At 62.0% G+C, this 25,995-nt stretch carries 23 protein-coding genes; 11 read left to right on the top strand and 12 right to left on the bottom strand.

Annotated elements, in window-relative coordinates; translation table 11 throughout:
- Positions 1-91: 91 nt before the first annotated feature.
- Both rpsR and rpsF read right to left on the bottom strand, forming a co-directional pair.
- Positions 92-340, bottom strand: coding sequence for a 30S ribosomal protein S18 (gene rpsR / locus LB559_RS04175; protein ID WP_006203718.1), 249 nt, complete (start codon positions 338-340; stop codon positions 92-94).
- Positions 340-840 (bottom strand): 30S ribosomal protein S6, encoded by a 501-nt coding sequence (gene rpsF, locus LB559_RS04170; RefSeq protein ID WP_013532520.1) that lies wholly within the window; start codon positions 838-840, stop codon positions 340-342. The genes rpsR and rpsF overlap by 1 nt, the downstream gene beginning before the upstream one ends.
- A gap of 451 nt (positions 841-1,291) precedes the next feature.
- On the opposite strand from rpsF, the gene LB559_RS04165 reads away from it, so the two are divergent.
- Positions 1,292-2,953, top strand: coding sequence for a pilus assembly protein (locus tag LB559_RS04165; protein WP_024504320.1), 1,662 nt, complete (start codon positions 1,292-1,294; stop codon positions 2,951-2,953).
- Positions 2,954-3,000: 47 nt separating this feature from the next.
- Here the strand turns inward: LB559_RS04165 and LB559_RS04160 are convergent, their stop codons facing one another.
- On the bottom strand, positions 3,001-4,956 hold the full coding sequence (locus tag LB559_RS04160; RefSeq protein WP_013532518.1) for an LTA synthase family protein: 1,956 nt from the start codon (positions 4,954-4,956) through the stop codon (positions 3,001-3,003).
- A gap of 253 nt (positions 4,957-5,209) precedes the next feature.
- Between LB559_RS04160 and fabD the strand changes: the two genes are divergently transcribed.
- The 4 genes from fabD (at position 5,210) to fabF (ending at position 8,693) form a co-directional block, all read left to right on the top strand.
- Positions 5,210-6,151, top strand: a complete 942-nt coding sequence (gene fabD / locus LB559_RS04155; RefSeq protein ID WP_013532517.1) for an ACP S-malonyltransferase — start codon at positions 5,210-5,212, stop codon at positions 6,149-6,151.
- 59 nt (positions 6,152-6,210) lie between these two features.
- Positions 6,211-6,948 (top strand): 3-oxoacyl-[acyl-carrier-protein] reductase, encoded by a 738-nt coding sequence (gene fabG, locus LB559_RS04150; RefSeq protein ID WP_063171792.1) that lies wholly within the window; start codon positions 6,211-6,213, stop codon positions 6,946-6,948.
- 211 nt (positions 6,949-7,159) lie between these two features.
- A complete protein-coding gene (locus tag LB559_RS04145) occupies positions 7,160-7,396 on the top strand; it encodes an acyl carrier protein (RefSeq protein ID WP_006203723.1) in 237 nt (78 codons plus the stop codon).
- A gap of 34 nt (positions 7,397-7,430) precedes the next feature.
- Positions 7,431-8,693 (top strand): beta-ketoacyl-ACP synthase II, encoded by a 1,263-nt coding sequence (gene fabF / locus LB559_RS04140; protein WP_224673080.1) that lies wholly within the window; start codon positions 7,431-7,433, stop codon positions 8,691-8,693.
- Here the strand turns inward: fabF and LB559_RS04135 are convergent.
- Complete coding sequence (locus LB559_RS04135) at positions 8,681-8,953, bottom strand: hypothetical protein (RefSeq protein WP_224673079.1); 273 nt, start codon at positions 8,951-8,953, stop codon at positions 8,681-8,683. The two genes, fabF and LB559_RS04135, sit on opposite strands and share 13 nt — an antisense overlap.
- On the opposite strand from LB559_RS04135, the gene mltG reads away from it, so the two are divergent.
- The 3 genes from mltG to gmk all read left to right on the top strand — a co-directional run bounded on the left by mltG (position 8,952) and on the right by gmk (position 11,768).
- A complete protein-coding gene (gene mltG, locus LB559_RS04130; protein WP_224673078.1) occupies positions 8,952-10,061 on the top strand; it encodes an endolytic transglycosylase MltG in 1,110 nt (369 codons plus the stop codon). The two genes, LB559_RS04135 and mltG, sit on opposite strands and share 2 nt — an antisense overlap.
- 156 nt (positions 10,062-10,217) lie before the next feature.
- Entirely contained in the window at positions 10,218-11,108 is an 891-nt protein-coding gene (locus tag LB559_RS04125) for a YicC/YloC family endoribonuclease (RefSeq protein WP_013532513.1), read from the top strand.
- Between the two features lie 3 nt (positions 11,109-11,111).
- The gene (gmk, locus tag LB559_RS04120; protein ID WP_013532512.1) at positions 11,112-11,768 is read left to right on the top strand and encodes a guanylate kinase; all 657 of its coding nucleotides are present in this window, start codon (positions 11,112-11,114) and stop codon (positions 11,766-11,768) included.
- Between the two features lie 48 nt (positions 11,769-11,816).
- Here the strand turns inward: gmk and rsmA are convergent, their stop codons facing one another.
- The 6 genes from rsmA to lptF form a co-directional block, all read right to left on the bottom strand.
- Positions 11,817-12,656, bottom strand: a complete 840-nt coding sequence (gene rsmA / locus LB559_RS04115) for a 16S rRNA (adenine(1518)-N(6)/adenine(1519)-N(6))-dimethyltransferase RsmA (RefSeq protein WP_024504315.1) — start codon at positions 12,654-12,656, stop codon at positions 11,817-11,819.
- Positions 12,657-12,666: 10 nt separating this feature from the next.
- Positions 12,667-13,695 carry a 4-hydroxythreonine-4-phosphate dehydrogenase PdxA gene (gene pdxA / locus LB559_RS04110; RefSeq protein WP_064993141.1) on the bottom strand — a complete coding sequence of 343 codons (1,029 nt, stop codon included), beginning with the start codon at positions 13,693-13,695 and terminating at the stop codon, positions 12,667-12,669.
- Position 13,696: 1 nt separating this feature from the next.
- On the bottom strand, positions 13,697-14,635 hold the full coding sequence (locus LB559_RS04105) for a SurA N-terminal domain-containing protein (RefSeq protein ID WP_024504313.1): 939 nt from the start codon (positions 14,633-14,635) through the stop codon (positions 13,697-13,699).
- A gap of 90 nt (positions 14,636-14,725) precedes the next feature.
- Entirely contained in the window at positions 14,726-17,146 is a 2,421-nt protein-coding gene (locus tag LB559_RS04100; RefSeq protein WP_064993142.1) for an LPS-assembly protein LptD, read from the bottom strand.
- Positions 17,146-18,231, bottom strand: a complete 1,086-nt coding sequence (gene lptG / locus LB559_RS04095; RefSeq protein ID WP_174299091.1) for an LPS export ABC transporter permease LptG — start codon at positions 18,229-18,231, stop codon at positions 17,146-17,148. The genes LB559_RS04100 and lptG overlap by 1 nt, the downstream gene beginning before the upstream one ends.
- The gene (gene lptF / locus LB559_RS04090) at positions 18,228-19,430 is read right to left on the bottom strand and encodes an LPS export ABC transporter permease LptF (RefSeq protein ID WP_224673077.1); all 1,203 of its coding nucleotides are present in this window, start codon (positions 19,428-19,430) and stop codon (positions 18,228-18,230) included. The genes lptG and lptF overlap by 4 nt, the downstream gene beginning before the upstream one ends.
- A gap of 351 nt (positions 19,431-19,781) precedes the next feature.
- Between lptF and LB559_RS04085 the strand changes: the two genes are divergently transcribed.
- Positions 19,782-21,293, top strand: coding sequence for a leucyl aminopeptidase (locus LB559_RS04085; RefSeq protein WP_224673112.1), 1,512 nt, complete (start codon positions 19,782-19,784; stop codon positions 21,291-21,293).
- A 28-nt stretch (positions 21,294-21,321) separates the two neighbouring features.
- Positions 21,322-21,771, top strand: coding sequence for a DNA polymerase III subunit chi (locus LB559_RS04080; protein ID WP_013532504.1), 450 nt, complete (start codon positions 21,322-21,324; stop codon positions 21,769-21,771).
- A 29-nt stretch (positions 21,772-21,800) separates the two neighbouring features.
- Here the strand turns inward: LB559_RS04080 and LB559_RS04075 are convergent, their stop codons facing one another.
- Complete coding sequence (locus LB559_RS04075) at positions 21,801-22,286, bottom strand: DUF995 domain-containing protein (protein ID WP_013532503.1); 486 nt, start codon at positions 22,284-22,286, stop codon at positions 21,801-21,803.
- A gap of 133 nt (positions 22,287-22,419) precedes the next feature.
- Positions 22,420-23,343 (bottom strand): glycoside hydrolase family 26 protein, encoded by a 924-nt coding sequence (locus tag LB559_RS04070; protein WP_013532502.1) that lies wholly within the window; start codon positions 23,341-23,343, stop codon positions 22,420-22,422.
- A 601-nt stretch (positions 23,344-23,944) separates the two neighbouring features.
- Between LB559_RS04070 and LB559_RS04065 the strand changes: the two genes are divergently transcribed.
- Positions 23,945-25,825, top strand: coding sequence for a glycosyltransferase family 2 protein (locus LB559_RS04065; protein ID WP_224673076.1), 1,881 nt, complete (start codon positions 23,945-23,947; stop codon positions 25,823-25,825).
- The last annotated feature ends 170 nt before the right edge of the window (positions 25,826-25,995 follow it).

Genomic DNA, 25,995 nt, shown 5'->3' with positions numbered 1-25,995 from the left:
TTTTGACCTCAACCCGGGATTTGATGTTCAACCCTGCGGCGCCCGTCGCCGTGGGAGAAGAGCGGGCGGCGAACCGCCCGCATTTGAGATATTAGCGAACCACGTAGGGCAGCAGGCCGAGGAAGCGGGCGCGCTTGATCGCCTTGGCGAGTTCGCGCTGCTTCTTCTGGCTGACGGCGGTGATGCGCGACGGCACGATCTTGCCACGCTCGGAAATGTAGCGCTGCAGCAGACGCACGTCCTTGTAGTCGATCTTGGGCGCGTTGGCGCCGGAGAACGGGCAGGTCTTGCGGCGGCGATGGAACGGGCGCCGGGTCGGGATCTGATTGATGTCGACCATTATTCTGCACCCCCTTCAAAGCCTTCGCGCGGACGGCGCGGACCACGATCGGCACCGGCGTCGCCGAACGAGCGCGGCGGACGATCGCCACGGTCGCCGCGATCACGATCGCCGAACGAACGCGGACCACGATCGCCACGGTCACGGTCGCCGAAGCCGCCGCGTTCCGAGCGCTCTTCGCGCTTCTGCATCATGGCCGACGGGCCTTCCTCATGCGCCTCGACCTTGATGGTCAGGAAACGCAGCACGTCTTCGGACAGGCCCATCTGGCGCTCCATCTCGTTGAGCGCGGCCGCCGGGCAATTCAGGTCCATCAGCGTGTAGTAAGCCTTCCGGTTCTTGTTGACCCGGTAGGTGAGGGACTTCAGTCCCCAGTTCTCGACCCGGCCGACGGACCCGCCATTTGCGGAGATGACACCCTTGTACTGTTCGACAAGCGCATCGACCTGCTGCTGCGAGAGGTCCTGCCGGGCAAGAAACACATGTTCGTAAAGAGCCATTATGTCTTATGCCTTTCTTCGTTTCTCTCCCGGTTCCCGGCGGCAAAAGCCTCTGCAACTTCTCTGACCCGCAAACCCTCGAGGGGCAGGGGGAAGAAAGGAGCATGACGAGACGGTCGAGAGCGGAGACACGGGAGGCGGAAGCACTTCCGGCTTCACACGAAGGTTCTGAAAAACCTCCGGCCCTCCGTTCAGCCCCCAGCAAGGACCGGCAGATTGCGGGCGTCTATACAGCAATCCGGCCGCAAAGCAAGGGCAAGCGGCATTCCCGTGTGTCGCAGGCGACGATCGGGAGCAGCAACGGCCGGAGTCGTGGTTTCCGGCAACCACGTCTTAACCACACCAGCAGGTTGTGTGGAGTTGAAGCCTGGCCGTCAACGGTCGATTCATCATGGAAGGCGCAAAAGCCCGGACAACCGCGCAAAAGCGGCAAGCATTTCCGGGGGTAAGGATGCTTCTCAACAAATTCTGGCGCTCGAAGAGCGGCAATTTCACGCTTGTGCTGGGACTGGGTTTGCCGGTCATCCTGACGGCAGTCGCTTTCGCAACCGATGTCTCGACCCTTATGCGGGCCAAGAGCAATTTGCAGAACGCTCTCGATTCGGCAAACCTTGCTTCTTCGCACCTTGGCGATCTCGACATCACCCGCAATGACGCTTTCAACCGCTATTTCCAGGCCAACATCGTCGGTCATGGCGAGCTCGACAATGCGCAGGCGACGTTGACTGTCGACAAGGGCGTCAACTTCGTCAAGACCAAGGCGGTTGCCTCGGCGGACGTCCATCTCAACTTCGCCTTCCTGTTCGGCGACAGCAAGCACATCGTGGTCGATGCCTCGGCGGTCGAATCGAACAACCAGCTCGAAGTCGTGCTGGTGCTGGACAACACCGGCTCGATGGCCGGCGCGCGGATGACGGCGCTGAGGACGGCGACAAAATCGTTGCTCGACACGCTCGAAGCGGCGAAATCGCCAACGCGCAAGATCCGCGCCTCGCTGGTTCCTTTCGTGACGGCCGTCAACGTCAATGGCGACGGCTTCGACCCGTCCTGGATCGACATGGACGGCAAGTCCTCAACCAACGGCGTCAATTTTCCCGTCATCGACGGCAAGCGGCCGAACCACATGGCGCTTTTCAAACAGCTCAAGAAGACCGGATGGGCCGATGCCGGATGGAATGGCACCGGATGGAAAGGTTGCGTCGAGGCGCGGCCAGGCGCTTACAATATCTCCGACACGCCACCCGACCCGGCCAAGCCCGACACGCTGTTCGTGCCCTACTTTGCGCCGGATGATCCCGAAGACGCCCAGAAGCCGTCTGGCTCCTATGGCAATTCGGATAAATACTACAACAACTCCTATCTCAACGATGTCAGCGACAAAACCAGGCTTGCCCAGTCGGGCATCAACATTCTGGGCATCGATCTCAGCAACCTGCTCGGCAATCTCATCGAACTTCTGTCGCCCGATGACAGGGATGCCAGGGAAAAGATCGCCAAATATGTTGCGCCCGCCAAGGAACTCATCACCGAGATCGGCTCTCCCATCACTGTCGGCCCGAACCGTGCGTGTCCGACCCCGGTGGTCCCCCTGACCGACGACTTCGACAAGCTGCGCAAGGCGGCCAGTCAGATGACCGAGTGGAATGGCTCGGGTACCAATGTCTCCGAGGGCCTGTCATGGGGTATGCGTGTGCTGTCGCCCGCCGCGCCCTACACCGACGGAGCGCCGTGGAAGACGCCTGGCATCAGCAAGATCGTGCTGTTGCTCACCGACGGCGAGAACGTCGTCTATGGCGCCAGCGAACAAGAATCGACAAAGTCGGATTACACATCCTATGGCTATCTGGCTGGCGGCCGCTTCGGATCGGACAACCAGACGACCGCTGCGCGCAATGTCGACGGCTGGACCAAAAACGTTTGCACGCAATTGAAGAACGAGGGCGTGCAGATCTACACCATGGTGCTGCAATCCGACACCGCAGCCAACCGTGCGCTTTACAGCGCCTGCGCCTCGGATCCGAGCAACTATTATGCCGTCAACGATCCGACCAAACTGCCGAACGTGTTCCTTCAGATCGCCAACAACTTCACGAAGCTGCAATTGACGAACTGAACACGCGACCCGAGACGGACCAGCAGGCTCCGCGGGAATCGCTGGCCTCAACTCGTATGCGCGGCGACAATCTTGTCGACCGTTTCGGGGAAGAAGTCGGGCGCCGCGTGGCGTTTGCCGAACATCATATCGTACTGCAGCAGGCGGAAATCGCGGATCGCCGGATCGATCTCCTTCTGCCGCGCCCAATCGGGCGTGGCCTCGCCAGCCGGCGTCAGCAGCAAATTGCGGTCGACGACACGGTAGTGTTCGCTCATCTCGCCCAGGAAGCCGGTGTAGTAGGGATGGCTGATGCCGGCCGTCTTCAGGATATGATAGGGCAGGAAGGCCGGGCTGACGGCGCCCATGTGCTCAGCCGGCCCGGTGCGGTTCGACCAGATGACCAGCGGCGTCTCATGATGCTCGAGGGCAGCCTCGGGCGACGCTTCCTTGCGCGGCGCGACATTGTCCTTCAGGAAGCCGGTTTCGACATAAACCGGCCCGAGCGGCGGCAGATGGTCGCCGAAGAAGGCGATCACGGTTGGGCGGGAGCGTGTCTTTGCCCATTCGACGAGGCGTTCGAGACCGCGATCGGCATCGGCTGAGCCTTCGGCGTAGCTGAGCAGCGATTCGCGCGCCCACTGACTGATCGGCGCCTGCACCCTGTGCGTGGGACTGTAATAGCGGTTCGGTTCGTAGGGACCGTGGTTTTGCAGGCTGACCGCAAAGAAGAACACCGGCTCTTCGCTGGCGTCGGCCTCGCTGATGATCTCGTCGGTCATCGCGGCATCCGATGCCAGTGGCCCGCGCTTTTGCATTGGCGGCAGCGTCTCTTCCGACTTGAAATCGTTGAAGCCGAAATCGGCGTAGACCGCGCCACGGTTCCAGAACCAGTTGGTGCCCGGATGGATGGCGCGCGCCCGATAACCCTGGCTCTTGAGGAAGGTTGCCAGCGACGGCGTCGGCGTGCGCACATATTGCTGGTAGGGGATGCTGCCGGCCGGCAGGAACGCGTTGGAGAAGCCGGTCAGCGCCTCGAACTCGATATTGGCGGTCATGCCGCCGAACTCCGGCGAGAACATCGAGCCGGAGCGCAGCGCCCGCACATTGGGGATCGGATCGGGTGTGATGGTGACGCCGGGCAGCTTGGTCGGGTCCCAGAAGGACTCGCTCATGACGATGATGATGTCAGGCTTCTCGGCCGGCACCGAGGCGGTCACATCGGGCCTGGCGATCGCCGCGATCGCCTTGTCGGAATAGCCCGGCGGCGCAGAGACATGCGCCATCGGCACATTGAGCGCAAAGGCCAGCGCAAAACCGTTGGAGGCATAGTTTTCCTTCTGGTCCCACATGATCGGGATGATCTGCAACCGGTCCCTGGTCCAGGAGAACGTGGCATAGTCCATGATCGAAACGAAGAAGGCGAGCAGCGGCACTGCCAGCGTCAGCCGCGCAAGGCGTCCCTTGCGGCTGAGTGCGGGAACCTTGCGGCGCCACATCCGCCAGCCATAGACGAGCAGCGACAGGCCGGCGACGATGCCGACGACCATGGCGAGCGCGGTCATCGGCCGGTCGCGCACCAAAAGCGGCAACAGCGCAAAGATCTGGCGGGCATAGAGGAAATCGGTCGGATAGAGCGGATCGCCGAGATAATGCGACTTCTGGTGGCCGACGAAGGCAAGCGATAGCGTCAGCGGCGCGACGATCATCAGGCTCTGATGGCTGCGGCCCAGCACCGCATCGAGGCCGATCAGGATCAGCGCAAACACGACGATGGTGGTCCAGCCCGGCTTGAGCGGCTGCAGGAAGAAGGAGACCGTGCCGGCAAAGTCGCCGCGCACGATCAGTTCGATGGCAAACACCAGGACGGCGGCGATCGCCAGGCTGATCAGCCCATAGCGCACGACCGGCCATCTCCTGCCCGGCAGATAGCCGGTGGAGGGGTCGTCTTCCAGGAACTGTGGCGCGGCCTTGCCGGCGCGTTTGTAACTCTTTGCCACTTTAACTTCCCCACCCAGCGACAAGCACGTCACTCGATTGTCATGGAATTGTCACGCAAAGCTAGCGCCTGTGGCCAAAATAAGAAGAGCCAGCAAACGAATCGTGAGCGGTTTTCATCAGGAGTGATCGCCAAAAAGCCTTTCGGAACAGGCACTCGGCGGATGAAGCTGCCGTCGAGCAGGGTCGAACCGGGCTTGACTTGGCGGCCTGCCTTGCGTCACAGGCAAGAAAAACTCGTCTATCAGGCAAGCAAAACCAGCCCTTGGGAGCCCGCGCATGGCCGTTGCATTCACCTTTCCTGGACAAGGCAGCCAGGCAGTCGGCATGGGCAAGGATCTCGCCGAGGCCTTTCCCGAGGCGCGCAGAATTTTCCAGGAAGTCGACGACGCGCTCGGCGAAAACCTGTCGAAGCTGATCTGGGAAGGGCCGGAAGAGACGTTGATGCTGACCGCCAACGCGCAGCCGGCGCTGATGGCGGTGTCGCTGGCCGCGATCCGGGCGCTGGAATCGCGCGGCTTCTCGCTGAAAGGCAAGGTCGCCTATGTCGCCGGTCATTCGCTGGGCGAATATTCGGCGCTCGCGGCCGCTGGCTTCGTTTCGGTTGCCGATGCCGCCAGGCTGCTGCGCATCCGCGGCAATGCCATGCAGGCGGCGGTGCCGGCCGGCGAGGGCGCCATGGCGGCGATCATCGGATTGGAACAGGCCGATGTCGAAGCCGCTTGCGCGGAAGCCGCCAAAGGCTCCGTCTGCCAGATCGCCAACGACAATGGCGGCGGCCAACTGGTCATTTCCGGCGCCAGGGCCGCGGTCGAACTGGCGGCGAAACTGTGCACTGAGAAAGGCGCCAAGCGCGCACTGATGCTGCAGGTGTCCGCGCCCTTCCATTCGGCGCTGATGGCGCCGGCCGCGAACGTCATGCGCGACGCACTCGCCGGTGTGACAAAGAATGCGCCGGTCGTTCCCGTCCTCTCCAATGTCACGGTCAGCCCGACCAGCGATCCGGACGAGATCGCCCGCCGCCTGGTCGAGCAGATAACCGGCCGCGTACGTTGGCGCGAGACCGTGGAGTGGTTCGGCGCAAATGGCGTCACCACGCTTTATGAGATTGGCGCCGGCAAGGTGCTTTCGGGATTGGCGCGGCGCATCAACCGCGACATCGCCACTGCGTCGGTCGGCTCAGCGGCTGAGGTCGAGGCGACGCTAGCAGCGCTTGCATAAAGCCCCATTTGATCCCATTCCCTGCAAAGGGGTGTTCTCTTCTCAATCAGGAGACAAAAATGTTCGAATTGACTGGCCGCAAGGCGCTCGTCACCGGCGCATCGGGAGGCATCGGCGAGGCGATCGCCCGGATGCTGCATGCGCAAGGCGCGATCGTCGGCCTGCATGGCACCCGCATCGAGAAATTGGACGCGCTGGCTAGCGAGCTTGGCGACCGGGTCAAGCTGTTCCCGGCCAATTTGTCCAACCGTGACGAGGTCAAGGCGCTCGGCCAGAAAGCCGAGGCCGATCTCGAAGGCGTCGACATCCTGGTCAACAACGCCGGCATCACTAAGGACGGGCTGTTCGTGCGCATGTCGGATGCCGATTGGGACAGCGTGATCGAGGTCAATCTGACCGCCGTTTTCCGGCTCACCCGCGAACTCACCCATCCGATGATGCGCCGCCGCCATGGCCGCATCATCAACATCACCTCGGTGGTCGGCGTGACCGGCAACCCCGGCCAGACCAATTACTGCGCCTCCAAGGCCGGCATGATCGGCTTCTCCAAGTCGCTGGCGCAGGAGATCGCCACCCGCAACATCACCGTTAACTGCGTTGCACCAGGCTTCATCGAATCGGCAATGACCGACAAGCTCAACGACAAGCAGAAAGAGGCGATCATGGCGGCGATCCCGACGCGGCGCATGGGCACCAGCGTCGAAGTCGCGTCCGCCGTCGCTTATCTCGCCTCCAACGAAGCCGCCTACGTCACCGGCCAGACCATCCACGTAAATGGCGGCATGGCTATGATTTGAACGAGGTTCTGCAGCAACGCCGGCGGGTTGTGTAAAGAGACCATTTCGGCTTGGACCTCAGCTATTTTTCGTGTAATGCGGCCCGCAACCCGGCGGTTCGGGCAAAAATCGGTCCGTAGTCGTTGCGTTTCCGGCAGGACCATCTTTCAGCTTGATTAGCGGCATTCTGCCCGCTAACGAAGACAGACAAACAAAAGACGAGGATGCCCAAATGAGTGACACCGCAGAGCGCGTCAAGAAGATCGTCATCGAGCACCTTGGCGTCGATGCCGACAAAGTGACGGAGCAGGCGAGCTTCATCGATGATCTGGGCGCCGACAGCCTCGACACGGTCGAACTCGTCATGGCGTTCGAAGAAGAATTCGGCGTCGAGATCCCCGACGACGCGGCCGAGACCATCCTGACCGTCGGCGATGCCGTGAAGTACATCGACAAGGCTTCGGCCTGACGCTTTCTGCAGTCATCACCGGGGAGGACCTGCGATGAGGCGTGTCGTCGTCACGGGCCTTGGCTTGCTGTCGCCGTTCGGCATGGGCTTCGAGCACAGCTGGAAGGAGCTTCTGACCGGCCGCAGCGCTGCCAAGCGCATCACCGAGTTCGAGGTGGAGGACCTTGCTTGCAAGATCGCCCACGTCATTCCGCGTGGTGACGGCAGCAATGCCACCTTCAATCCCGAGGCCGTGCTTGAGCCGAAGGAATTGCGCAAGATCGGCGACTTCATCCTGTACGGGATTGCCGCCGCCGACGAGGCGCTGAAGGATTCCGGCTGGGAACCCAAGACGCATCAAGAGCAATGCGCCACCGGCGTCCTGATCGGCTCCGGCATCGGCGGCATCGAGGGCATCGCCGAGAACGCGATGATCCTCAAGGAACGCGGCCCGCGCCGCATCAGCCCCTTCTTCATCCCGGGCCAGATCATCAATCTCGTCTCCGGGCAGGTTTCGATCCGGCACGGGCTGAAAGGCCCGAACCATGCCGTCGTCACGGCCTGTTCGACCGGCGCGCACGCCATTGGCGATGCTGCCCGGCTGATCATGTGGGGCGATGCCGACGTGATGGTCGCCGGTGGCGCCGAAGCGCCGGTGACGCGGCTGTCGATCGCCGGGTTCGCCGCATGCCGGGCACTGTCGACGGAACGCAATGATTCGCCGCAAACGGCGTCGCGCCCCTATGATCGCGACCGCGACGGCTTCGTCATGGGCGAGGGCGCCGGCGTTGTCGTGCTCGAGGAGCTCGAACATGCCAAAGCACGCGGCGCCAAGATCTATGCCGAGGTGACGGGTTATGGTCTCACCGGCGACGCGCATCACATCACGGCGCCCGCCGAGGATGGCGATGGTGCCTTCCGTTGCATGACGGCGGCACTCAACCGGGCCAAGCTTACGCCTGCCGACGTCGACTACATCAACGCGCACGGCACCTCGACCATGGCCGACACGATCGAGCTCGGCGCTGTCGAGCGGCTTGTCGGCAATGCCGCATCGAAGATCTCGATGTCGTCCACCAAGTCGTCGATCGGCCATCTGCTTGGGGCGGCCGGTGCCGCCGAAGCGATCTTCTCGATCCTTGCCATCAGGGACAATGTCGCGCCGCCGACCATCAACCTCGACAACCCCGAACGCGAAACCGCGATCGACCTGGTGCCGAACAAGCCGCGTGCCCGCCAGATCGACGTGGCGCTGTCCAATTCGTTCGGCTTTGGCGGGACCAATGCGTCGCTGGTCTTCCAGCGCTACAATGGCTGATCGTCCGGCTGCCGGGCGACGCTTTGGCGTGCCGTCAATTTTGCCATATTCGCCTCTACTCTGCCGCTGGGGATTCGTTGGGCGATCAAACGGTAGGGCGAAATGAACACAAATCCGGCAGGCAACGGAGAATTCGGGCAACGGTCGGCAACATCCGGACCGATCGTGCCGAAAACGGCCAGCGAGGCGTTGCGGCCAGAGGCCGGCACGCCGCCGCCGAAGCGCTCGCGTGCGTCACGCAGCCAGGTCGTCGTGTTCATGAACTTCGTCATCTCCTCGGTGATGCTGGTGGTTCTGGCGGCCGGCGTCGCGGTCTATTTCGGCAAGCAGGAATTCACCGAGCCCGGACCCTCGGCTAATGGCGACACCTTCCTGGTCAAGCCGAACACCGGCGTCCAGGATATCGCCGACCAGCTCGAACGCCGCGGACTGATCAGCGATGCCCGGGTATTCCGCCTTGGCGTGCGGGCCTTCGGCAATGATTCGGCGCTGAAAGCCGGCGAGTACGAGATCAAGCCCAGGGCTTCCATGCGCGATATCATGGAGCTTCTGAAGAGCGGCAAGTCGGTGATGTATTCGCTGACCATCCCTGAAGGACTGACTGTCGACCAGGCATTGCAGCGCATCGCCGAGGAGACTGCCTTGAGCGGCGACATGCCGGCAACCACGCCGCCGGAGGGCAGCCTCGCCACCGACACGCTGCGCTTCACGCGTGGCGCGACACGCCAGCAGATGGTCGACAAGCTGCTTGCGGATCAGAAGAAGCTGGTTGACGATGTCTGGCAGCGGCGCGCGCCGGACCTGCCGCTGGCCAACGTCGAGGAGTTCGTCACGCTGGCCTCGATTGTCGAAAAGGAAACGGGCAAGGGTGACGAGCGTTCACGGGTTGCCGCCGTCTTCCTGAACCGGCTTGCCAAGGGCATGCGCCTGCAATCCGATCCGACCATCATCTACGGGTTGTTCGGCGGCAAGGGAAAGCCGGCGGACCGGCCGATCTACCAGTCGGATATCCAGAAACAGACCCCCTACAACACCTATGTGATCAACGGCTTGCCGCCGACGCCGATCGCCAATCCGGGTCGTGCAGCGCTGGAGGCGGTGGCCAACCCATCGAAGACCGACGACCTCTATTTCGTCGCCGACGGCACCGGTGGGCACGTCTTTGCCGCGACGCTGGACGAGCACAACGAGAATGTCGCCCGCTATCGCGCTCTGCAGAAGAAGCAGGCGGATGACGTCGCCAAAGCCGCCAAGACGACCGGCGGCGGCGACAGCGATGCCGTCAAGCCGGCGGACGGTGGGCCGGCCGACAGTGCGCCGGCTGACGGTGCCGACGACAGCGGCGGTGACGCGGGCGCTGCCCAGTAGAATGAAGAAAGGCGTTGCCCGACAGGCGACGCCCTGACATTTGCAAGAGCGCCGCGCGTCCGATTTCGACGCGCCTGCGGCGCAGTCATTTTCAAGCAGCACTTGCTCTGTCCGGAAAGCCGGTTCGGGGCAATGTGCCAGGGACGTGTGGGCGATATGAATTTGCAGAGCATGACCGGTTTTGCACGCGCCGTCGCCGAGCACGAAGGCACTTCGATCGCCTGGGAGGTCAAGTCCGTCAACGGCAAGAGCGTCGAAGTACGGCTGCGGCTGCCGCAAGGCTTCGAGCGGTTGGAACCGGCTGTCCGGCAGATACTTCAGAAACGTTTCGCACGCGGCAATTTTCAGGCGACGCTGACCATCGGCCGTGCCGTCGGCGCGCAGGCGCAGCCGGTCGTCAACGAAGCCTTCCTGAAGGACCTGGCCGGGCTCGCCAAGCGGCTGCAGGAGCAGTTCGGCGTTGCTGCGGCGACCTCGGATGGACTGCTGTCGCTGCGCGGCGTGCTCGACATTCCCGAAACTGTCGAAACCGAGGAGGCGAGGGCCGCGCTCGATGCCGCGATCATGGCCGCGCTCGAAGTGGCCTTGAACGGGCTTGAACAGGCACGGCAGGGCGAAGGGGCCGCGCTGGCTTTGCTGCTGTCGGGTCATATCGACACAATCGAGGCGCTGACGCTGCGGGCAGAAGTGGATCCATCCCGCGAGACCGCGGTGATCCGGGAACGCATCGCCGAGCAGGTCAGGCTGCTGATGGACGCTTCCGCCAATTTGGATGCCACCCGACTGCACATGGAGGCCGCGTTCCTGGCCACCAAGGCCGATATTCGCGAAGAGATCGACCGGCTGAAAACGCATGTCGCATCCGGTCGGGCACTGCTGGTGGGCGGCGGCGCGGTCGGTCGCAAGCTCGATTTTCTGGCACAGGAATTTAACCGCGAATCGAATACGCTGTGTTCCAAGTCGAATGCCGCCGCCATCACCGCGATCGGGCTGGACCTGAAGGCGGTGGTCGACCAGTTTCGTGAACAGATCCAGAATCTGGAGTAGCCGATGGTTGCCAAGGATTTGGGGTCCCGCATTCGCCGCCGGGGCCTGATGCTCGTCCTGTCGTCGCCGTCCGGCGCCGGCAAGTCGACGATCGCGCGCAATCTTCTGGAAAGCGATTCCAGCCTCGAACTGTCGGTCTCGGTCACCACCAGGCCGCGCCGCGGCAGCGAGATCGAAGGCGTCCACTATCATTTCCGGACGATGCGCGAATTCGAGCGGCTTCGTGATTCAGACGCGCTGCTGGAGTGGGCCGAGGTGCATGGCAATTGCTATGCGACACCGCGCGAGCCTGCCGAACTGGCGCTGTCTGAAGGGCGCGACATGCTGTTCGACATCGACTGGCAGGGCGCCCAGCAGCTCAAGGAGAAGATGCGCGCCGACATCGTCTCGATCTTCATCCTGCCGCCGTCGATGAAGGAGTTGAAGGCACGGCTGAAGCGCCGCGCCGAAGACCAGGAAGCGGTGATCGAAACGCGGTTGAAAAACGCCCGCAACGAGATCGAGCACTGGAAGGAATATGATTTCGTCATCGTCAATGACGACCTCGACCGCGCCTTCGCCGAAGTGCGCGGCATCGTCGTCGCCGAGCGGCTGAGACGCGACCGCCGGCCAGGCCTGTTCGATTTCGTCTCGGGACTGTTGGACGAGAAGACGGGTTGAGGCGGTGAAGCGCCAATCTCCCCCACGAGGGGGCAGACCGGCAGCTTCTTACACCGCGTTTGTCAACCTTACAAACTCCTCGACGCTGAGCGTCTCGGCGCGGCGTGTCGGATCGATGCCGGCGCGGTCGAGCAGGGCCTCGCCGCCGAGGCTCTTCACGCTCTGCCGCAGCATCTTGCGACGTTGGCCGAAGGCGGCTTCTGTGACGCGGCCGAGTTTCTTCACCTCGGTGGGCAGGGGCGTCAGGCGCGGCACCAGATGCACCACCGAGGAGGTGACCTTTGGCGGCGGCGTGAATGCCTGTGGCGGTACGTCGAAGGCGATCCTCGCCTCCGTCCGCCAGCCGGCAAGGACCCCCAGCCGGCCATAGCTGTCGCTGCCGGCGGGAGCGACGATGCGCTCGGCCACCTCGCGCTGGAACATCAAAGTCATCGAGGTGTAGAAAGGCGGCCAGTCGCTGACGGTCAACCAGCGCACCAGCAGCTCCGTGCCGATGTTGTAGGGCAGGTTGGCCACGATCTTGACCGGGCCGCCATTGCCGGTCGCTCGACCGGCAAGGCCCGTGAAATCCGTCTTCAGCGCATCGCCCGAAACAACCTCCAGCCGGCCGGGATAGTGGTCGGACACTTCGGCAAGAGCAGCCAGGCAACGTTCGTCGCGCTCTATGGCGATCACCTGGCGCGCTCCGTTGGCAAGCAAGGCGCGGGTCAGCCCGCCGGGACCGGGGCCGACCTCGATGACGGTTGCATCGGACAAGTCGCCGGCGGTGCGGGCGATCTTGCCGGTGAGGTTGAGGTCGAGCAGGAAATTCTGGCCGAGCGCCTTCTTCGCCTGCAGCCCATGACGCTCGATCACCTCGCGCAACGGCGGCAGCCCGTCGATGCTCATGTCCGAGATCTCATGCGGCAACCGCCTTGGTGTTCGTGTCGGCCAGCCGCCGGGCAAGCTTCAGCGCCGCTATCAGGCTGTCGGGCCGCGCCACACCCTTACCGGCGATGTCGAAGGCCGTGCCGTGGTCGGGCGAGGTGCGGATGAAGGGCAGGCCGAGCGTGACATTGACCGCCTCGTCGAAAGCCAGCGCCTTGGCCGGGATAAGCGCCTGGTCGTGATACATGCAAAGGGCCGCGTCGTAACCAGCCCGCGCCCGGACATGGAACAACGTGTCGGCCGGCAAAGGGCCGAAAGCGTCGATGCCTTCGGCGCGCAGGATGTCGACCGCCGGGCGCACGACCCGCTCGTCCTCGAGGCCCATGGCGCCGCCTTCGCCGGCATGTGGATTGAGCCCGGCAATCGCCAGCCGTGGCCTGGCGATGCCGAAGCGGCCGGCAAGGTCGGCAGCGGTGATGCGCGCGGTGGCGACGATCAGTTCGGTGGTCAGTGCCTTCGGCACCTCGGCCAGCGCGATGTGGATGGTGACGGGAACGGTGCGCAGGTCGGGTCCTGCCAGCATCATCACCGGCATCGCCTCGACGCCGCTGTGCCGAGCCGCCAGATGCGCCAGATATTCGGTGTGGCCGGGAAAGCGAAAGCCGGCATCGTAGAGCGGCTTCTTGGCGATGGGGCAGGTGACCACGGCCGAGGCTTCGCCGGCAAGGCAATCGGCGACGGCGCGGTCGATGGCCTCGATCGTGGCGGCCGCATTGGCCGGATCCGGCTGGCCGGGGCTGTCGATGCAGCCTGCAGCCAGCGGAACGATCGGCAAGGCGCGGGCAAAGACCTGCGCCGCTTGTGCCGGGGTGGCTTCGGCGATCGGCAGCGAGAGGCCGAGCAGGCGCGCCCGGGAGGCGATCAGCGCCGGATCGGCGAGCAGGTAGAAGGGGGGCAGGGCGGCAGCTTCACGCGCCATGAAGGCGGCGATGGCGATCTCCGGCCCAATGCCGGACGGATCGCCGGCGCTCAACGCGAGCGCAGTCACTGCGTTGCCCACGTCAGCGCTTGACGATGCGGGCTTTTGCCTTCAGCTCGTCGACATATTTCTTGCTAAGCGCGTCGGCATCCTTGTCGCCGCCGGAGCCTTCGGCCTGGAACGCCATCTGGGCAACCTTGTCGTCGGACACTTCGCGCGACGAGCAGATGCCGATGAATTCGACGCCGCGTTCGGTTTCGCGCGTGACGGTGGCACCGCCGACTTTGGTAGCTTTGATCTGCTCGGCCCAGTCCGGCGGCAGTTGCGGCGCCAGCACCCGGCCCAGATCGCGAACGGTGACGTCGATCAGGCCCTTGGCGAATTCGCGCGTCGTGTTGCAGCCATTGAAGCGGGCGCGCATGGCGTCGGCCTCTCGCTTGCGTTTGCCCAGCGTCGCGCTGCGTTCAGCCGCCGGCACCACGAAGATGACCTGCTGCAGCATGTATTCGGTGGCGCTCGGTTTGGCGCCGCCTTTTTCGAGCATCTTCCTGACGAGATCCTGTTCGCTGACGGCGCCGGTGCCGTCGCCGGAACGGTAGCGCGCGCTCAAGGCCTGGTTCCAGGCCATCTGGGCGCGGATGAATTCCTTGAAGTGGCTCTTGGTGACGCCCGACTTCTCCATGACGCCGTCGAGCTGGCTGAGCTGCATCTTGTTGCTCGAGGCAAAGCGCTGGTACGCGGCATCGACCTGGGCGTCGCTGATGCGGATACCAAGCCGCTTGGCCTCGGCCATACGCAGCGTCTGGTCGATCATTTCCTGGCCGGCATCGCCCTTCTTGCGCTGCAGCTTCAGGAAAGCGGCGCGATGGGCGATGTCGCCGGTGGTGACAGGAATGTCGTTGACGACGTATTTGATCTCGCTGGCGAAAGCCGGCGGCGCCATTACGGTGATCGACACGGACGTCGCCGCCACGAGCAACGCGAAACCTGCTGAAAAGAGGTATTTCCTCATCGTTGGCATCCCAATTCTATCCCGGTCCCGCCCAATTTGATCTTTCCAGGTGCGCGAAATCCGTGCCAGCCCTATGCGGCGAAACGATGTCGCCGATTGTTACTGGATCGTGTCGACGGCACTGGTCGACGAGCCGAAATCGCCGAGGGTGCGGAACGACAGATTGAAGCCGATGGTCTGCGACACCTCCCTGGTGTTCAGATCGCGCGACTGCGAGTAGGTCATCAAATAAGTGAAGCAGGAATCGTTGTAGGCGAAGCCGACACCATCCTTGACCAGCAGGCTTTGCTGCAGGTCGTAGGTTCCTGTGCCGAACACGCGCCAGTTTTCGGCCAGATGCGTGGATGCACCAAGCGTGACTTCGTGGCGGTCGGTGGTGAAGCCGTACAGCGGCTGGGCCTGGATGAAGGCGTATTTGGCGCTCAGCGACACAGGCAGGCCGGAATAGGCGGCCTTCACCTCGGCGCGGCGGATCTCGAAGCTCTGTTCGTCGAAACGGCCGCTGACCGAGGCCGCGAAGCCGTTGGGGCTGTTGATGCCGAACAGGCCGACATAGTCGGACTTGGTCGTGTCGAGGCCGGAGTTTGCGCCGACATTCACCAAATCCGGCGCGGCGAACGAGTTCTCGCCGCCAATCTGATAGGATTGGCCGAAAATGGCATTGGTGCCCCAGCCATTGTTGTAGGAGCCGGAATAGCGGAAGCCGACATTGGCGCGCGAACCGCCTTCGACGCGGTCGTAACCGGAGAACTTGTCGCGTTCGAACAAGGTGGTCGCGTCGAAGACCATGCTTTGGGCGTCTTCGTTGGGCACTGAGAGGCCGCCGACATATTGCTCGTTCGGACGCATGAAGACCTGTGCCATCGGTTCGATGACATGGCTGGACCCGCTAGCCATGGAAAACAGCACCGGCCAACGCATCTCGAGGCCTGCGGTTGCCATGTAACGGGCAAATGACGAGCGCATATCGGCCTGCTCGTTCAAATTTGCTGCCATATTGTTAATGGCAGTGAGCGAAGCCGATGACGCATTGAGGTAGTCGACGTCGCCCTGCAGTGCGAGCAATGGCGTCAGCACCAGCCCGCCATCAGTGACGAAGCTCCGCTTCCACTCGGCCTCGGCGGTGAGACGGCCCGATTCGCCTTCGATACCAGGGACACGCTGTATGGGGGTGGAGAAAGTGTCATCGAGTTCGTCGCGGCGGATGACACGCGCGTTGACGTTGAGCGACAGCTGGCCGCCGGCCACCGACGCATCAGGAATATAGGCGTAGTCGAGCGACGGCAGCACCCAGGGCTGTTGTCCGCTTCGTGCAGAGGCGTTGTCGTCAGGTGTATCTTCCTGCACATCGAAATGCATGGCGCGCACGTCGAAATAGTTGCGGCCGTTGAGGCCCGTCAAGTAGACCGACGACTGGTGGACGCTGCTATTGTACTTTTCGATGCCGTAGGTGTTCGAGAAATTCTTGTCGGTCTGCAGCAGCACGTCCCAGCCGAAGTTCCAGCGTGAGTTGATGGCGAACTGCCCCTGGGTACCCATCATGCCGCGGAATTTGTTGGGATCGCCGGCGCTGCCCGAATTGACGTTGTGGCCAGAGCTGGAGGGGAAGGCAGTGGTGTCGAGGAAAGCGTCGGGATTCTGCTGGTGTATCCCGGCGATCTTCAAGCTGTACTCGCCATTGTTGAAGCGCTGACGCCACTCGGCCTCACCGAGGAAACCCTGCTTGGTATAGCCGGTGCCGGTGACGGTCAGGTCGTAGGTCGGCGCCAATGCAAGATAATAGGGGACTTTCACGCCGACGCCGAGATCGCTCTTGTAGATGATGCTCGGGATCAGGAAGCCGCTCTTGCGCTTCACCGTCGGGTCGGCAATTTCGAATGCAGGCAGATAGGCAAGCGGAAAACCGAAGAACTCGAAATTCGCATTCTCGAAGCGAACCGTCTTCTTCTCGCCGTTCCAGATGATCTTCTTGGCCTTGACGCGCCAGGTCGGCGCTTTGTCCGGCTTATCCTCGCACGGCTCGCAGGCGGTGTAGACGCCATTGTGGAAGGTGGTCAGCACGCCGCCCATGCGTTCGGCGCTTTCGGCGGCGAAATAGGCCTTGTCGATGGTTTCGACCCGCAACGCGTTGACGAAGCCGTCGGCGAAGTCATCGGTGATGTCGATATGCTGCGAATTGATCTTGGTACCGTCGCTGTTGATGACTTCGACGTTACCGCTTGCGACCATTCGCTTGGTGTTGCGGTTGTACTCGACCCGCTGGGCGACAAGGCGATTGCCACCATAGTCGATCTGCACGCCGCCAACGGCGGTCACGGTCTGGTTGTCGTTGTTATAGACCAGCGTGTCGGCCGCCAGCAGCATTTGCGAGCCGGACGGAACCGATGTCGCCATGTCGCCGACGTCCTGCGCAAGCGCCGGTGCCGGAACGGCGTAGGCAAGCACGCACGCCAAGGCGGTCGCCGCATAGAGGCGCGCCAAACCGGCCTGCCTGTTGCTGGGCAAAAACGCCTCCCTCACTAGCCGTCTTCCTTGTATAGCAGGAAAGTCACCCCGAAGAACATAGCCACCATGACCGGTACCCAGGCGGCTACGACAGTCGGCACGAATCCCGCCACGCCGAATGCCTTCACCAGAACCGAAACGACATAAAGCAGAAAGCCAGCGATGATGCCACCCAGAATCATCGTCGCCGACTGCCCCATCCTAGCAAATCGCATTGAAACCGTTGCCGCGATCAGCGTCATGGCGACGAGAAGGAACGGCAACGCCACGAGCGAATCAAACTGCATGGCAAAGGCATTTGCCTTGAGGCCGAAGGAGCGGGCAACCTCGATCTTTCCGGGCAGGTCGTAGAAGGGGATGGTTTCCGGGCGCGCCAGCCGCTCTTGCACGAATTCGGGCTTCAGATTGGTCGGTACGCGATCGGTTGCCGATGCCTGGATCGTGCCGTTCTGGAACGTCTTGACGTCCTGCAATTCCCAATAGCCGTCGCGCAGGAAGGCACGGGCAGCATCCTTGCGCTCGACGATGTTGCCTTGCGGGTCGAGAATGAAGAATACGACATCGGCCATTTCCAGGCCCTGGTTCAGGATGGCCCGCGCACCGATGATGGTGTCCCCCGAACTGGTTTTCTGCCGGATCCAGGGCGCGGCATCGGCCGAGACCGTATTCGATTTGCCGGAACGCAGCTGGGTTTCGATCTGCTCGGACCAGGAGAATGCGTGCGCGGCGAGCGGATTGATGACGCCAACCGACAGGACGCCGAACAGCAAGGCTCCGATACAGCAGGGCAAGAGGAACTGCCAGGCGGAAACACCGGCGGAACGCGCGATGACCAGCTCGTAGCGCCGGTTCAGCGACACCAGCGTCGCCATCGCCGAGAAGAGACCGACGAACGGCACCGTCTGCAGCATGATCATCGGCATACGGAGGCCTGAAATGGCTACCGCCGTGCCGTAGGTGAAGCCGGGCAGGCCGGTGGTGCGGCCGGACAGCTCGGTGAAATCGATCAGGAACACCAGCGCCAGGAGGCCGATGAAGAACCAGATGGTGATCGTCACGTAGCGGAAGAAGAAATAGCGGCCCAGTGTCCAGCCCATCAGCCGACCCCTTGCCCTGATGCGCCGCGCCTGGACAAACGCAATTTGAAAGCATTCCAGCTGTCAGCGATGCGCGAGGCGAAGTTTGTCATCCAGTCCGCCCAGGTCACGGGCAGTTCCAGTGTCCGGTTCGAGACGATGAACCAGATCGCCACCGCGGAAGCCACGATCGGCACACCATAGACCATATAGGCATATTGCGGGATCTCGTCCGCCTTGCTGGCGGCGAAAAAGCCCAGCCAACGCACGAACAGCGATATCGTGATCGCCGTGATCAGCGGATTGACGCGCGCCTCGCGGTGCGAGCGCGCATCCCCGGCGACCGCAAGCGCGATCAGCGCGAAAACCATGGAATAGGTCCATTCCGAGAACCGCTGGTTGACTTCGGCCCGGTATTCGTAGGGGCTCTGCTGATAATACTTGTCATTGGCGCTCGGGTTGAGCAGGTACTGCGTCGTCTGGTCCTTGGGCAGGAGCGTCACCGCTGAAGCCGCCGCCATGAAGGCCGACATGTCGAAGGCATAGGAGGTGAAGCGGATGACGGAGAGATCGCCGGTCAGCGTTTTGCGATGGATGACGCCGTCATTCATCATCAGCACCTTTTCACCGCCGCGTTCGATGATGCTGCCGGTCTTGGCGTAGTAGACGAGGTTGACGCCTTCTTCGCGCGAATCGGCGACGAAAATGCCGCCCAGCCGATTGTTGGGAAGGCGCTCGCCGACCTGCAGGAACAACCCGTCGTCGATCTTGCGGAAGGTACCTTCCTGGATGATCAGCGACAACAGATCCGCGCGTGACGATGCCACCAGGGCCCGGTTCTTCTGCCGTGCGTAAGGATCGATGCCGTTGTCGACGGCAAAGGAAAAAACAGCTGCGGCGAGCGCCAGCAACATGATCGGCCGCACGATCGTCCAGCGCGAGGCCCCCGCGGCGTTGACGACGGCAAGTTCGGAATCCGAATTCATGACGCTGAGTGTCTGTGCGACCGCCACCACCAGCGCAAAAGGCACTACGATCGGGATCATGGACGGAAGGATGAGGGCGGCGACTTCGAAGAAGGTCAGCGCCGACTGGCCGCTGTCGGTGACCAGATCGATCTTTGCCAGCACCTGCGTCGTCCATACGATCGCCAGCGTCCACACAAGAGCGGCCATGAAGACCACGAAAGCGCGGCGCATGATGTAGCGTTCAACGACCTTCATGAAGGCTTTTCTCGATTTTTTCGAACGGCATCATGCCGCCGAACAAGGTAGCTGTCCGGCAGCGCCTGCACAACTGGCTCATCAGATGGTCTATCCGGGTTCTGTCCCACATCACGCCCCCCGGCTGGGCGGAGTGTCGGCGGGAATGGATAAGAAAGGGCGAACATCGATGGTTAACAACAAGTTGCGGCAAAAAGCGGGGCCGTGCCGCGACGAATCGTCATCGATTCCATAGGTCATATGGGATGCCAATTCGGCAAAGTCTTGCCAAATGCCGGAAAACGACCAAATGTCGCGCATCGTTTCGAACCGCTTCCCCAAAAGTCGCGCATTCCCTGAAAGCAGGACATGATGAATCAAAGACCGTCGATCGCCTTCGCCAAATTTTCCGGGTCCCAGAGCGCGGTGAACAAGAAGGGCACGGTCTTCGTGCTCGCGGCGGATGAGGGCGGCCTCAGCGACGTCGCCAAGGCCGGTGATCCCGGCAAGACACTGGAGCGGGCTTTTCCCGTGGCTGAGTTCACGGGCAAGTTCGCCAGCACGGTGGAAGTTCTGGCCCCGCAGGGAGCGTCGCTCGACAGACTGGTGGCGATAGGCACCGGCAAGGTGTCGGGACTGGACGAATATGCGTGGTTGAAGCTTGGCGGCACCGTTTCCGCGTCGCTGCGCAAGGCGACCGAGGTAGCGGTAGTCCTCGATGTGGTCGGCGCCTCGCCGAGCGCGAAGGACGCGGCAAGCCTTGCCGCGGGCATTCTCCTGCGCAGCTATTCCTTCGACAAGTACAAGACCAGGAAGGACAAGGACGACGGCAAGGCAGAGCCGAAGAAGCCGGTCAAGGTGACCATCCATACCGCCGATCCGGCCGCTGCGAAGAAGGCCTTCGCCGATGCCGAGGCGGTGATCGACGGCGTCCTTCTGGCGCGCGACCTCGTCAACGAACCGGCAAACGTGCTTGGGCCGGTCGAGTTCGCTGCCCGCGCCAAGGAACTCGAGGCACTCGGCGTCAAGGTCGAGATATTGGCTGAGAGGGAAATGAAGAAGCTCGGCATGGGCTCGCTGCTCGGTGTCGCGCAAGGCTCGCCACGCGGCGCCCGCATGGCGATCATGCAGTGGAACGGCGGCAAGCCGAAGGACAGCCCGATCGCCTTCGTCGGCAAGGGCGTCACTTTCGACACCGGCGGCAATTCCATAAAGCCGGCCTCGGGCATGGAGGATATGAAGGGCGACATGGGCGGCGCCGCCGCCGTTACCGGCCTGATGCATGCGCTGGCGGCCCGCAAGGCGAAAGCCAATGTCGTCGGTATCATCGGACTGGTCGAAAATGCGGTCGACGGTCATGCCCAGCGTCCCGGTGATATCGTCACTTCGATGTCGGGCCAGACCATCGAGGTGCTCAATACCGACGCCGAGGGCCGCCTCGTGCTGGCCGATGCGTTGTGGTACTGCAACGACCGCTTCCAGCCGAAATTCATGGTCAATCTGGCGACGCTGACCGGCGCCATCATGGTGGCGCTCGGCCAACATTATGCCGGCCTGTTTTCCAACAATGACGAACTGGCCGAAAAATTGTCGGTGGCGGGGCAGGCGACTCAGGAACGGCTGTGGCGCATGCCGCTCGGCGCCGAATACGACAAGCTGATCGATTCCAAGAACGCCGACATGAAGAACATCGGCGGCCGTTTTGGCGGCGCCACCATCGCGGCGCAGTTTCTGCAGCGCTTCGTCAAGGACACGCCATGGGCTCATCTCGACATAGCCGGCACGGCGATGGGGGCGCCGTCGAACGAGATCAACCAGTCGTGGGGTTCCGGTTTCGGCGTCAGGCTGCTCGACCGGCTGGTGCGCGATAACTATGAGCAGTGAACGGGTTCGATCACTATAGGCTGAAGCGATGGCCGACGTTCTGTTCTACCACCTGACCGAATCGACGCTGGAGGATGCGCTGCCAGGCCTCCTGGAGCGCAGCGTCGACCGTGGCTGGCGCGCCGTGGTGCAGACAGGCACCGAGGAACGCCGCGATGCGCTCGACCAGCATCTTTGGACCTTCCGCGACGATTCGTTCCTGGCGCACGCAACCGATCGTGAGGCTCATCCCGGCGAACAGCCGATTCTGTTGACCACCGGCGACGGCAATCCCAACGACGCCAAGATAAGGTTCCTGGTCGACGGCGCGGTGCCGCCTGACCTTGGCGGCTACGAGCGCGCGGTGTTCCTGTTCGATGGCCACGATGCCGCCCAGCTCGAGGCGGCGCGAGGACACTGGAAGGTGATGAAGAGCGCTGGCCACGACGTCACCTACTGGCAACAGACGCCAGATCGCCGCTGGGAGCGCAAGGCGTAGACCAGCCGCTTGTGGCGGATGACACGATCCTACAGTCTTGCCTTGATCCGGTTCTGTTTCCGGGTGACGTAGTCGCCGTGTTTCAATCTCTTGAAAACATACCAGTCGCCATCCGGAGCCTTGCGCTGGTAGATTACTTTGCCAGCCTGGCGGTGCTCGAAGCAGGTCATCGAGCCCTTCACGCCCCAGGAACCGTGCCATTGCGCACGCCAGCACAGCTTGCCGCCGCCGGGAATGAACCACATGCCGTCGCCATAGCCCGACTTGCCTTTGTCGTGGGTCCAGGACTCGAACTGTCTCTGCTTGACGGCAAAGAAGCCGGCGCCCTTCTTGCCCCACAGCCACGAATGGTTCTGATAGATCTGGTAGACGCCTTCGTCAGGAACCGCTGTGGCCTCTTGAGCCTGCTCGGCGATTTTCATCGCCGTCTTGGCTGTCGCAGGAGCCTGGAAGGCAAGAACAAGAACGGAGCAGGCGAATGCCGCTCCAAGATAATTTCCCACTACCCGCTTCACGAAACTTCTCCACAGACTGATTTACGCCACGCCTCAATCCTCATCCCGAACCGCTGGTTCGGGATGGATCACGATCAAACAAGGAGATTGGAAGTCGATCCCGATCGCGTCGGGGTCGATCAGCACGATGCGTCTACGGCAGGACGTGCTGGGTCACCCTCCAGTCGGGCAGACCATAGCCACCCAGCCACGGCCACACTTCCTTCTGGTTGAAGTAGACAACCGAAGTCAGCGCCGGGAACTCCGCGTAGGATTTGCGGGAATCTTCCTGCCATTTCGAGACATAGTCCTGCTTTCCGACATAGCCGAGTTCCGCAACGATGATTGGCTTGTTGAACACTGCAACGCGGTCATAGCCGGGCTTCAGCAGCTCAGCGAAGGTGCGGTCGCGGCCGGTCTCGTCATCATCTTTTTTCTGCAGACCGAACACCGACAGGCCGATGACGTCGACATAGTCGTCGCCGGGGTAGTATTTTTCCAAACCCTCTTCGCCTTTGGGCGACCACATGTACTTGGCTGCGGGGGCAGCTTTGCGGCAGATGTCGACTTCGCGCTTGTAAGCGGAGATCCAGTCCTTGGGAGCCCAGTTGGCCCAGGTGAAGCGGCCGTTCTTGTCTTCCATTTCCTGCGCCCAGCGAATGGTCACCGGGCTCTTCATCTGTCCCACCAGGTCGCAGATCGCCTGCATGTTGGCGTCATATTTGCCGCTCAAAATGCCGTCGCGCAATTCGGGCGGGGTGATGCGCCAGTCCTTGGACCAGGTCCACGGCTCAACCGTGATCAGCAGCGAACGGCCGCGCTGCAGCGCATAGGCGTCGGCGAGTGGCAGCGTCGACAGATCGACGTCTTCCCAGGGCAGGAACAGCTCTTCGATGCTGGCGCTCTTGTCGGCGCTGAAGTCGCCGTAGGGATCGTAGGATCCGAACGCCGAGGCGGCGCTGCTCGTCTGGACGGGGTCCGTCGCGGCTACTGAGCCAGCGCCTCCTGCCGTGGGGAACGCGGCGCTTCCGCCCAATGCCAGCGCGATTGCAAGTGCTTTTACTGTGGAGTGTTTCATGTCGATCTCCCATGGCCCCAACCTCTTGCGGAAGTTAAGGCTTCGCCCGTGCGCATCGATGCTTGATCGACACGATTACCCAAAACCGATCGGCTCTATTTGGCAGAATCTGCGGGATTTCGGAGCGACCCGTTGGCGGATGTGCGAAACCTGACACAGAGCCACCCAAAAAATTATCTCTCAAGGCCCTATACAGGGGGCGCTCGAGAGAAAGTTCGCCGCGATACTCACAAATTCGCGTCAATATCCCGATATATCATCCCTGGCTAATTTAAGAGCCGGTCGCGACCAAGAGTCAAGTGCAATTAACGGTTGCTTAACCATGTGCGCGCGACATGGTTAACGCTGCTCTCAAAGTTCGATCCTTGCCGGACAGCTTTGGCCCATCGGCGAATTCTCCAGCGCTGAAAAATTTGCGGCTCATCGTTCACGTGCTGGTCGGTGGAAACTGTTCCACCGGACTATCCTTAACCAGTTCTGAAGAACCATAGTTAAGAAATAACTAATTTAGTTGACTCTAAGGATGCCTGAGCGGATTCTGCTGCTGGGTTAGGCTCATCGGCCGTCGTTTGGCTGATGCTCGGGTGGCGGCGTTAAGTGTATGAGTGTTTCCGCGGACGTGGGGATCATCGGCAGTAAGACCATGCCGAAACGGGGGCGTGGGGCAGCTCGGGGGAAGGCGGCGGAGAAGCCTCCTTTTCTGGTGCCCGTGCTGTCGGCCGCCCAGAAGCGGATCTGGAAGCTGGGACTTGCCTGCTGGTCGGTAACGTTCGGATTTTTCTGGTTCTGGTGGCTGCAGCCCGGGCACATCGAACACGTCATCCCATACATGCTGGCGACATTGACGCTCGTATGGCTGACATTCATGCCGATGTATTTTCTCTTGAACGTGCATGCGATGAAAAAGCCGTCCAGGCTTCACACGATCCCGAAGCATTCGCGTGTCGCGATGGTGGTGACCAAGGCTCCGTCAGAGCCGTTTTCCGTGGTTGCGCGAACCCTCGAGGCAATGCTGGCGCAGGACTGTCCGCATGATACCTGGCTGGCCGACGAGGACCCGTCCGAGGAAACGATTGCCTGGTGCGATGCCCATAACGTCATGATTTCGACGCGGCGCGGGCGGGAAGATTATCACCGCAAGGTGTGGCCCCGCCGGACGCGCTGCAAAGAGGGAAACCTGGCCTTCTTCTACGACCACTATGGTTATGAACGCTATCACTTCGTCGCTCAGATGGACGCGGACCACGTCCCGACACCAACCTATCTCAGGGAAATCCTGGTCGCCTTTGCCGACCCGGCGGTTGGCTATGTATCGGCGCCGAGCATATGCGACAACAATGCCGCTGAAAGCTGGTCGGCACGCGGCCGGCTGTTCCCGGAAGGGATGTTCCACGGACCTTTGCAGTCCGGCCACACGGGCGACGGAACGCCGCTCTGCATCGGCTCGCACTATGCCGTGAGAACCTCAGCGCTCAAGCAGGTCGGCGGCCTTGGCCCGGAACTGGCCGAAGATCACTCGACGTCCATGCTGTTCATTGCGGCTGGTTGGCGCGGTGTGCATGCCATAGACGCCATTGCCCATGGCGACGGCCCGCAAACCTTTGCCGATCTTGTCACGCAAGAATTCCAGTGGTCGCGGAGCCTGATGACGATCATGCTCGAATACTCGCCCATATACCTTTCCAAGGTATCGCCACGGCTGAAATTCCAGTTCCTGTTTCGCCAGCTCTGGTATCCGCTTTTCGCCGTATTTTCGCTTCTCATGTACATCATGCCGATATACGCGCTTCTTACGGGTCAGAATTTCGCCAATGTGACGTATATTGACTTCCTTCTATACTATGCGCCGAACTCGATTTCGCTGATTGTGCTGGTGATGCTGTTGAAGTCCTTCGGGCTGTCGCGCCCACTGACCGCCAAGACGATCAGTTGGGAGGGAATGTTGTTCTCATTCTTCGCTCGTTGGCCGTGGGTGCTGGCGGGCACGCTGTCGTCGATCCGCGATTATCTGACCAAGTCGTTCGTCGATTTTCGCGTTACCCCCAAGGGCAGCGGCCCGAAAAACCTGCTGCCTGCCCGCGTTATTGTTCCCTATGTGGTGCTTGCAATGGGAGCTTCGCTGCCGGTCCTTCTTGTAGACCGCGCCTCGGACGCCACCGGCTTCTACTGGTTCGCTGCCTTCAATGCGTTCGTCTACGGATTGCTTGTGGTCGTGATCATCACCAGGCACCTCGTGGAGAACAAAATTTCGTTGCGTTGCAATGCCGCGAAACTCACCTTGCAGGCCTCGCTCGCTGGCGTTGCGCTCTTCGTCCCGGGCGCCGCGTTCTGTGACCGCGGCCTGGAAGGCATATATGGGCTCCAGCAGGGGGCAGGCGGTATGCGCATCGTCAGCGTGGCCTACCCGGTTTCCGGAGCCGGGCGCGGCGGGAGCGGAACCCGCACATTCCATCTTGACCCCGCCTGGAATCCGCCACGCTGACGCCGACAGGCGTCCGTGCGCAAACAACTCCCCTGAACCGCATTTGCCTTGATAGCCGGCCGGCAAGCTGTAGCAGGGCCAGGCACGAGCCCAAAAGGTCAAATTTTAATAATATCCGGTCGAGTGCCGAAAGACCGCGCTCATCATATCGTTTGCATGATATTTAATAA

The sequence above is a fragment of the Mesorhizobium sp. BR1-1-3 genome (assembly GCF_020165455.1).
Lineage (GTDB): Bacteria > Pseudomonadota > Alphaproteobacteria > Rhizobiales > Rhizobiaceae > Mesorhizobium > Mesorhizobium ciceri.
The sequence above is the reverse complement of the archived record's forward strand: the minus strand, read 5'-3'. Positions and strand labels throughout refer to the sequence as shown.

Excerpts from the sequence above, each read along its gene's own strand:
- rsmA (WP_024504315.1), bottom strand. The coding sequence starts at position 12,656 with ATGAGCATCGACGGGCTGCCGCCGTTGCGCGAGGTGATCGAGCGTCAT.
- LB559_RS04080 (WP_013532504.1), top strand. The coding sequence starts at position 21,322 with ATGGCCGACGTTCTGTTCTACCACCTGACCGAATCGACGCTGGAGGAT.
- LB559_RS04070 (WP_013532502.1), bottom strand. The coding sequence starts at position 23,343 with ATGAAACACTCCACAGTAAAAGCACTTGCAATCGCGCTGGCATTGGGC.
- mltG (WP_224673078.1), top strand. The coding sequence starts at position 8,952 with ATGAACTTCGTCATCTCCTCGGTGATGCTGGTGGTTCTGGCGGCCGGC.
- fabF (WP_224673080.1), top strand. The coding sequence starts at position 7,431 with ATGAGGCGTGTCGTCGTCACGGGCCTTGGCTTGCTGTCGCCGTTCGGC.
- LB559_RS04135 (WP_224673079.1), bottom strand. The coding sequence starts at position 8,953 with ATGAACACGACGACCTGGCTGCGTGACGCACGCGAGCGCTTCGGCGGC.
- lptF (WP_224673077.1), bottom strand. The coding sequence starts at position 19,430 with ATGAAGGTCGTTGAACGCTACATCATGCGCCGCGCTTTCGTGGTCTTC.
- LB559_RS04145 (WP_006203723.1), top strand. The coding sequence starts at position 7,160 with ATGAGTGACACCGCAGAGCGCGTCAAGAAGATCGTCATCGAGCACCTT.
- LB559_RS04085 (WP_224673112.1), top strand. The coding sequence starts at position 19,782 with ATGAATCAAAGACCGTCGATCGCCTTCGCCAAATTTTCCGGGTCCCAG.
- rpsR (WP_006203718.1), bottom strand. The coding sequence starts at position 340 with ATGGTCGACATCAATCAGATCCCGACCCGGCGCCCGTTCCATCGCCGC.
- gmk (WP_013532512.1), top strand. The coding sequence starts at position 11,112 with ATGGTTGCCAAGGATTTGGGGTCCCGCATTCGCCGCCGGGGCCTGATG.
- LB559_RS04165 (WP_024504320.1), top strand. The coding sequence starts at position 1,292 with ATGCTTCTCAACAAATTCTGGCGCTCGAAGAGCGGCAATTTCACGCTT.
- LB559_RS04065 (WP_224673076.1), top strand. The coding sequence starts at position 23,945 with ATGAGTGTTTCCGCGGACGTGGGGATCATCGGCAGTAAGACCATGCCG.
- LB559_RS04125 (WP_013532513.1), top strand. The coding sequence starts at position 10,218 with ATGAATTTGCAGAGCATGACCGGTTTTGCACGCGCCGTCGCCGAGCAC.
- rpsF (WP_013532520.1), bottom strand. The coding sequence starts at position 840 with ATGGCTCTTTACGAACATGTGTTTCTTGCCCGGCAGGACCTCTCGCAG.
- LB559_RS04105 (WP_024504313.1), bottom strand. The coding sequence starts at position 14,635 with ATGCCAACGATGAGGAAATACCTCTTTTCAGCAGGTTTCGCGTTGCTC.
- fabG (WP_063171792.1), top strand. The coding sequence starts at position 6,211 with ATGTTCGAATTGACTGGCCGCAAGGCGCTCGTCACCGGCGCATCGGGA.
- fabD (WP_013532517.1), top strand. The coding sequence starts at position 5,210 with ATGGCCGTTGCATTCACCTTTCCTGGACAAGGCAGCCAGGCAGTCGGC.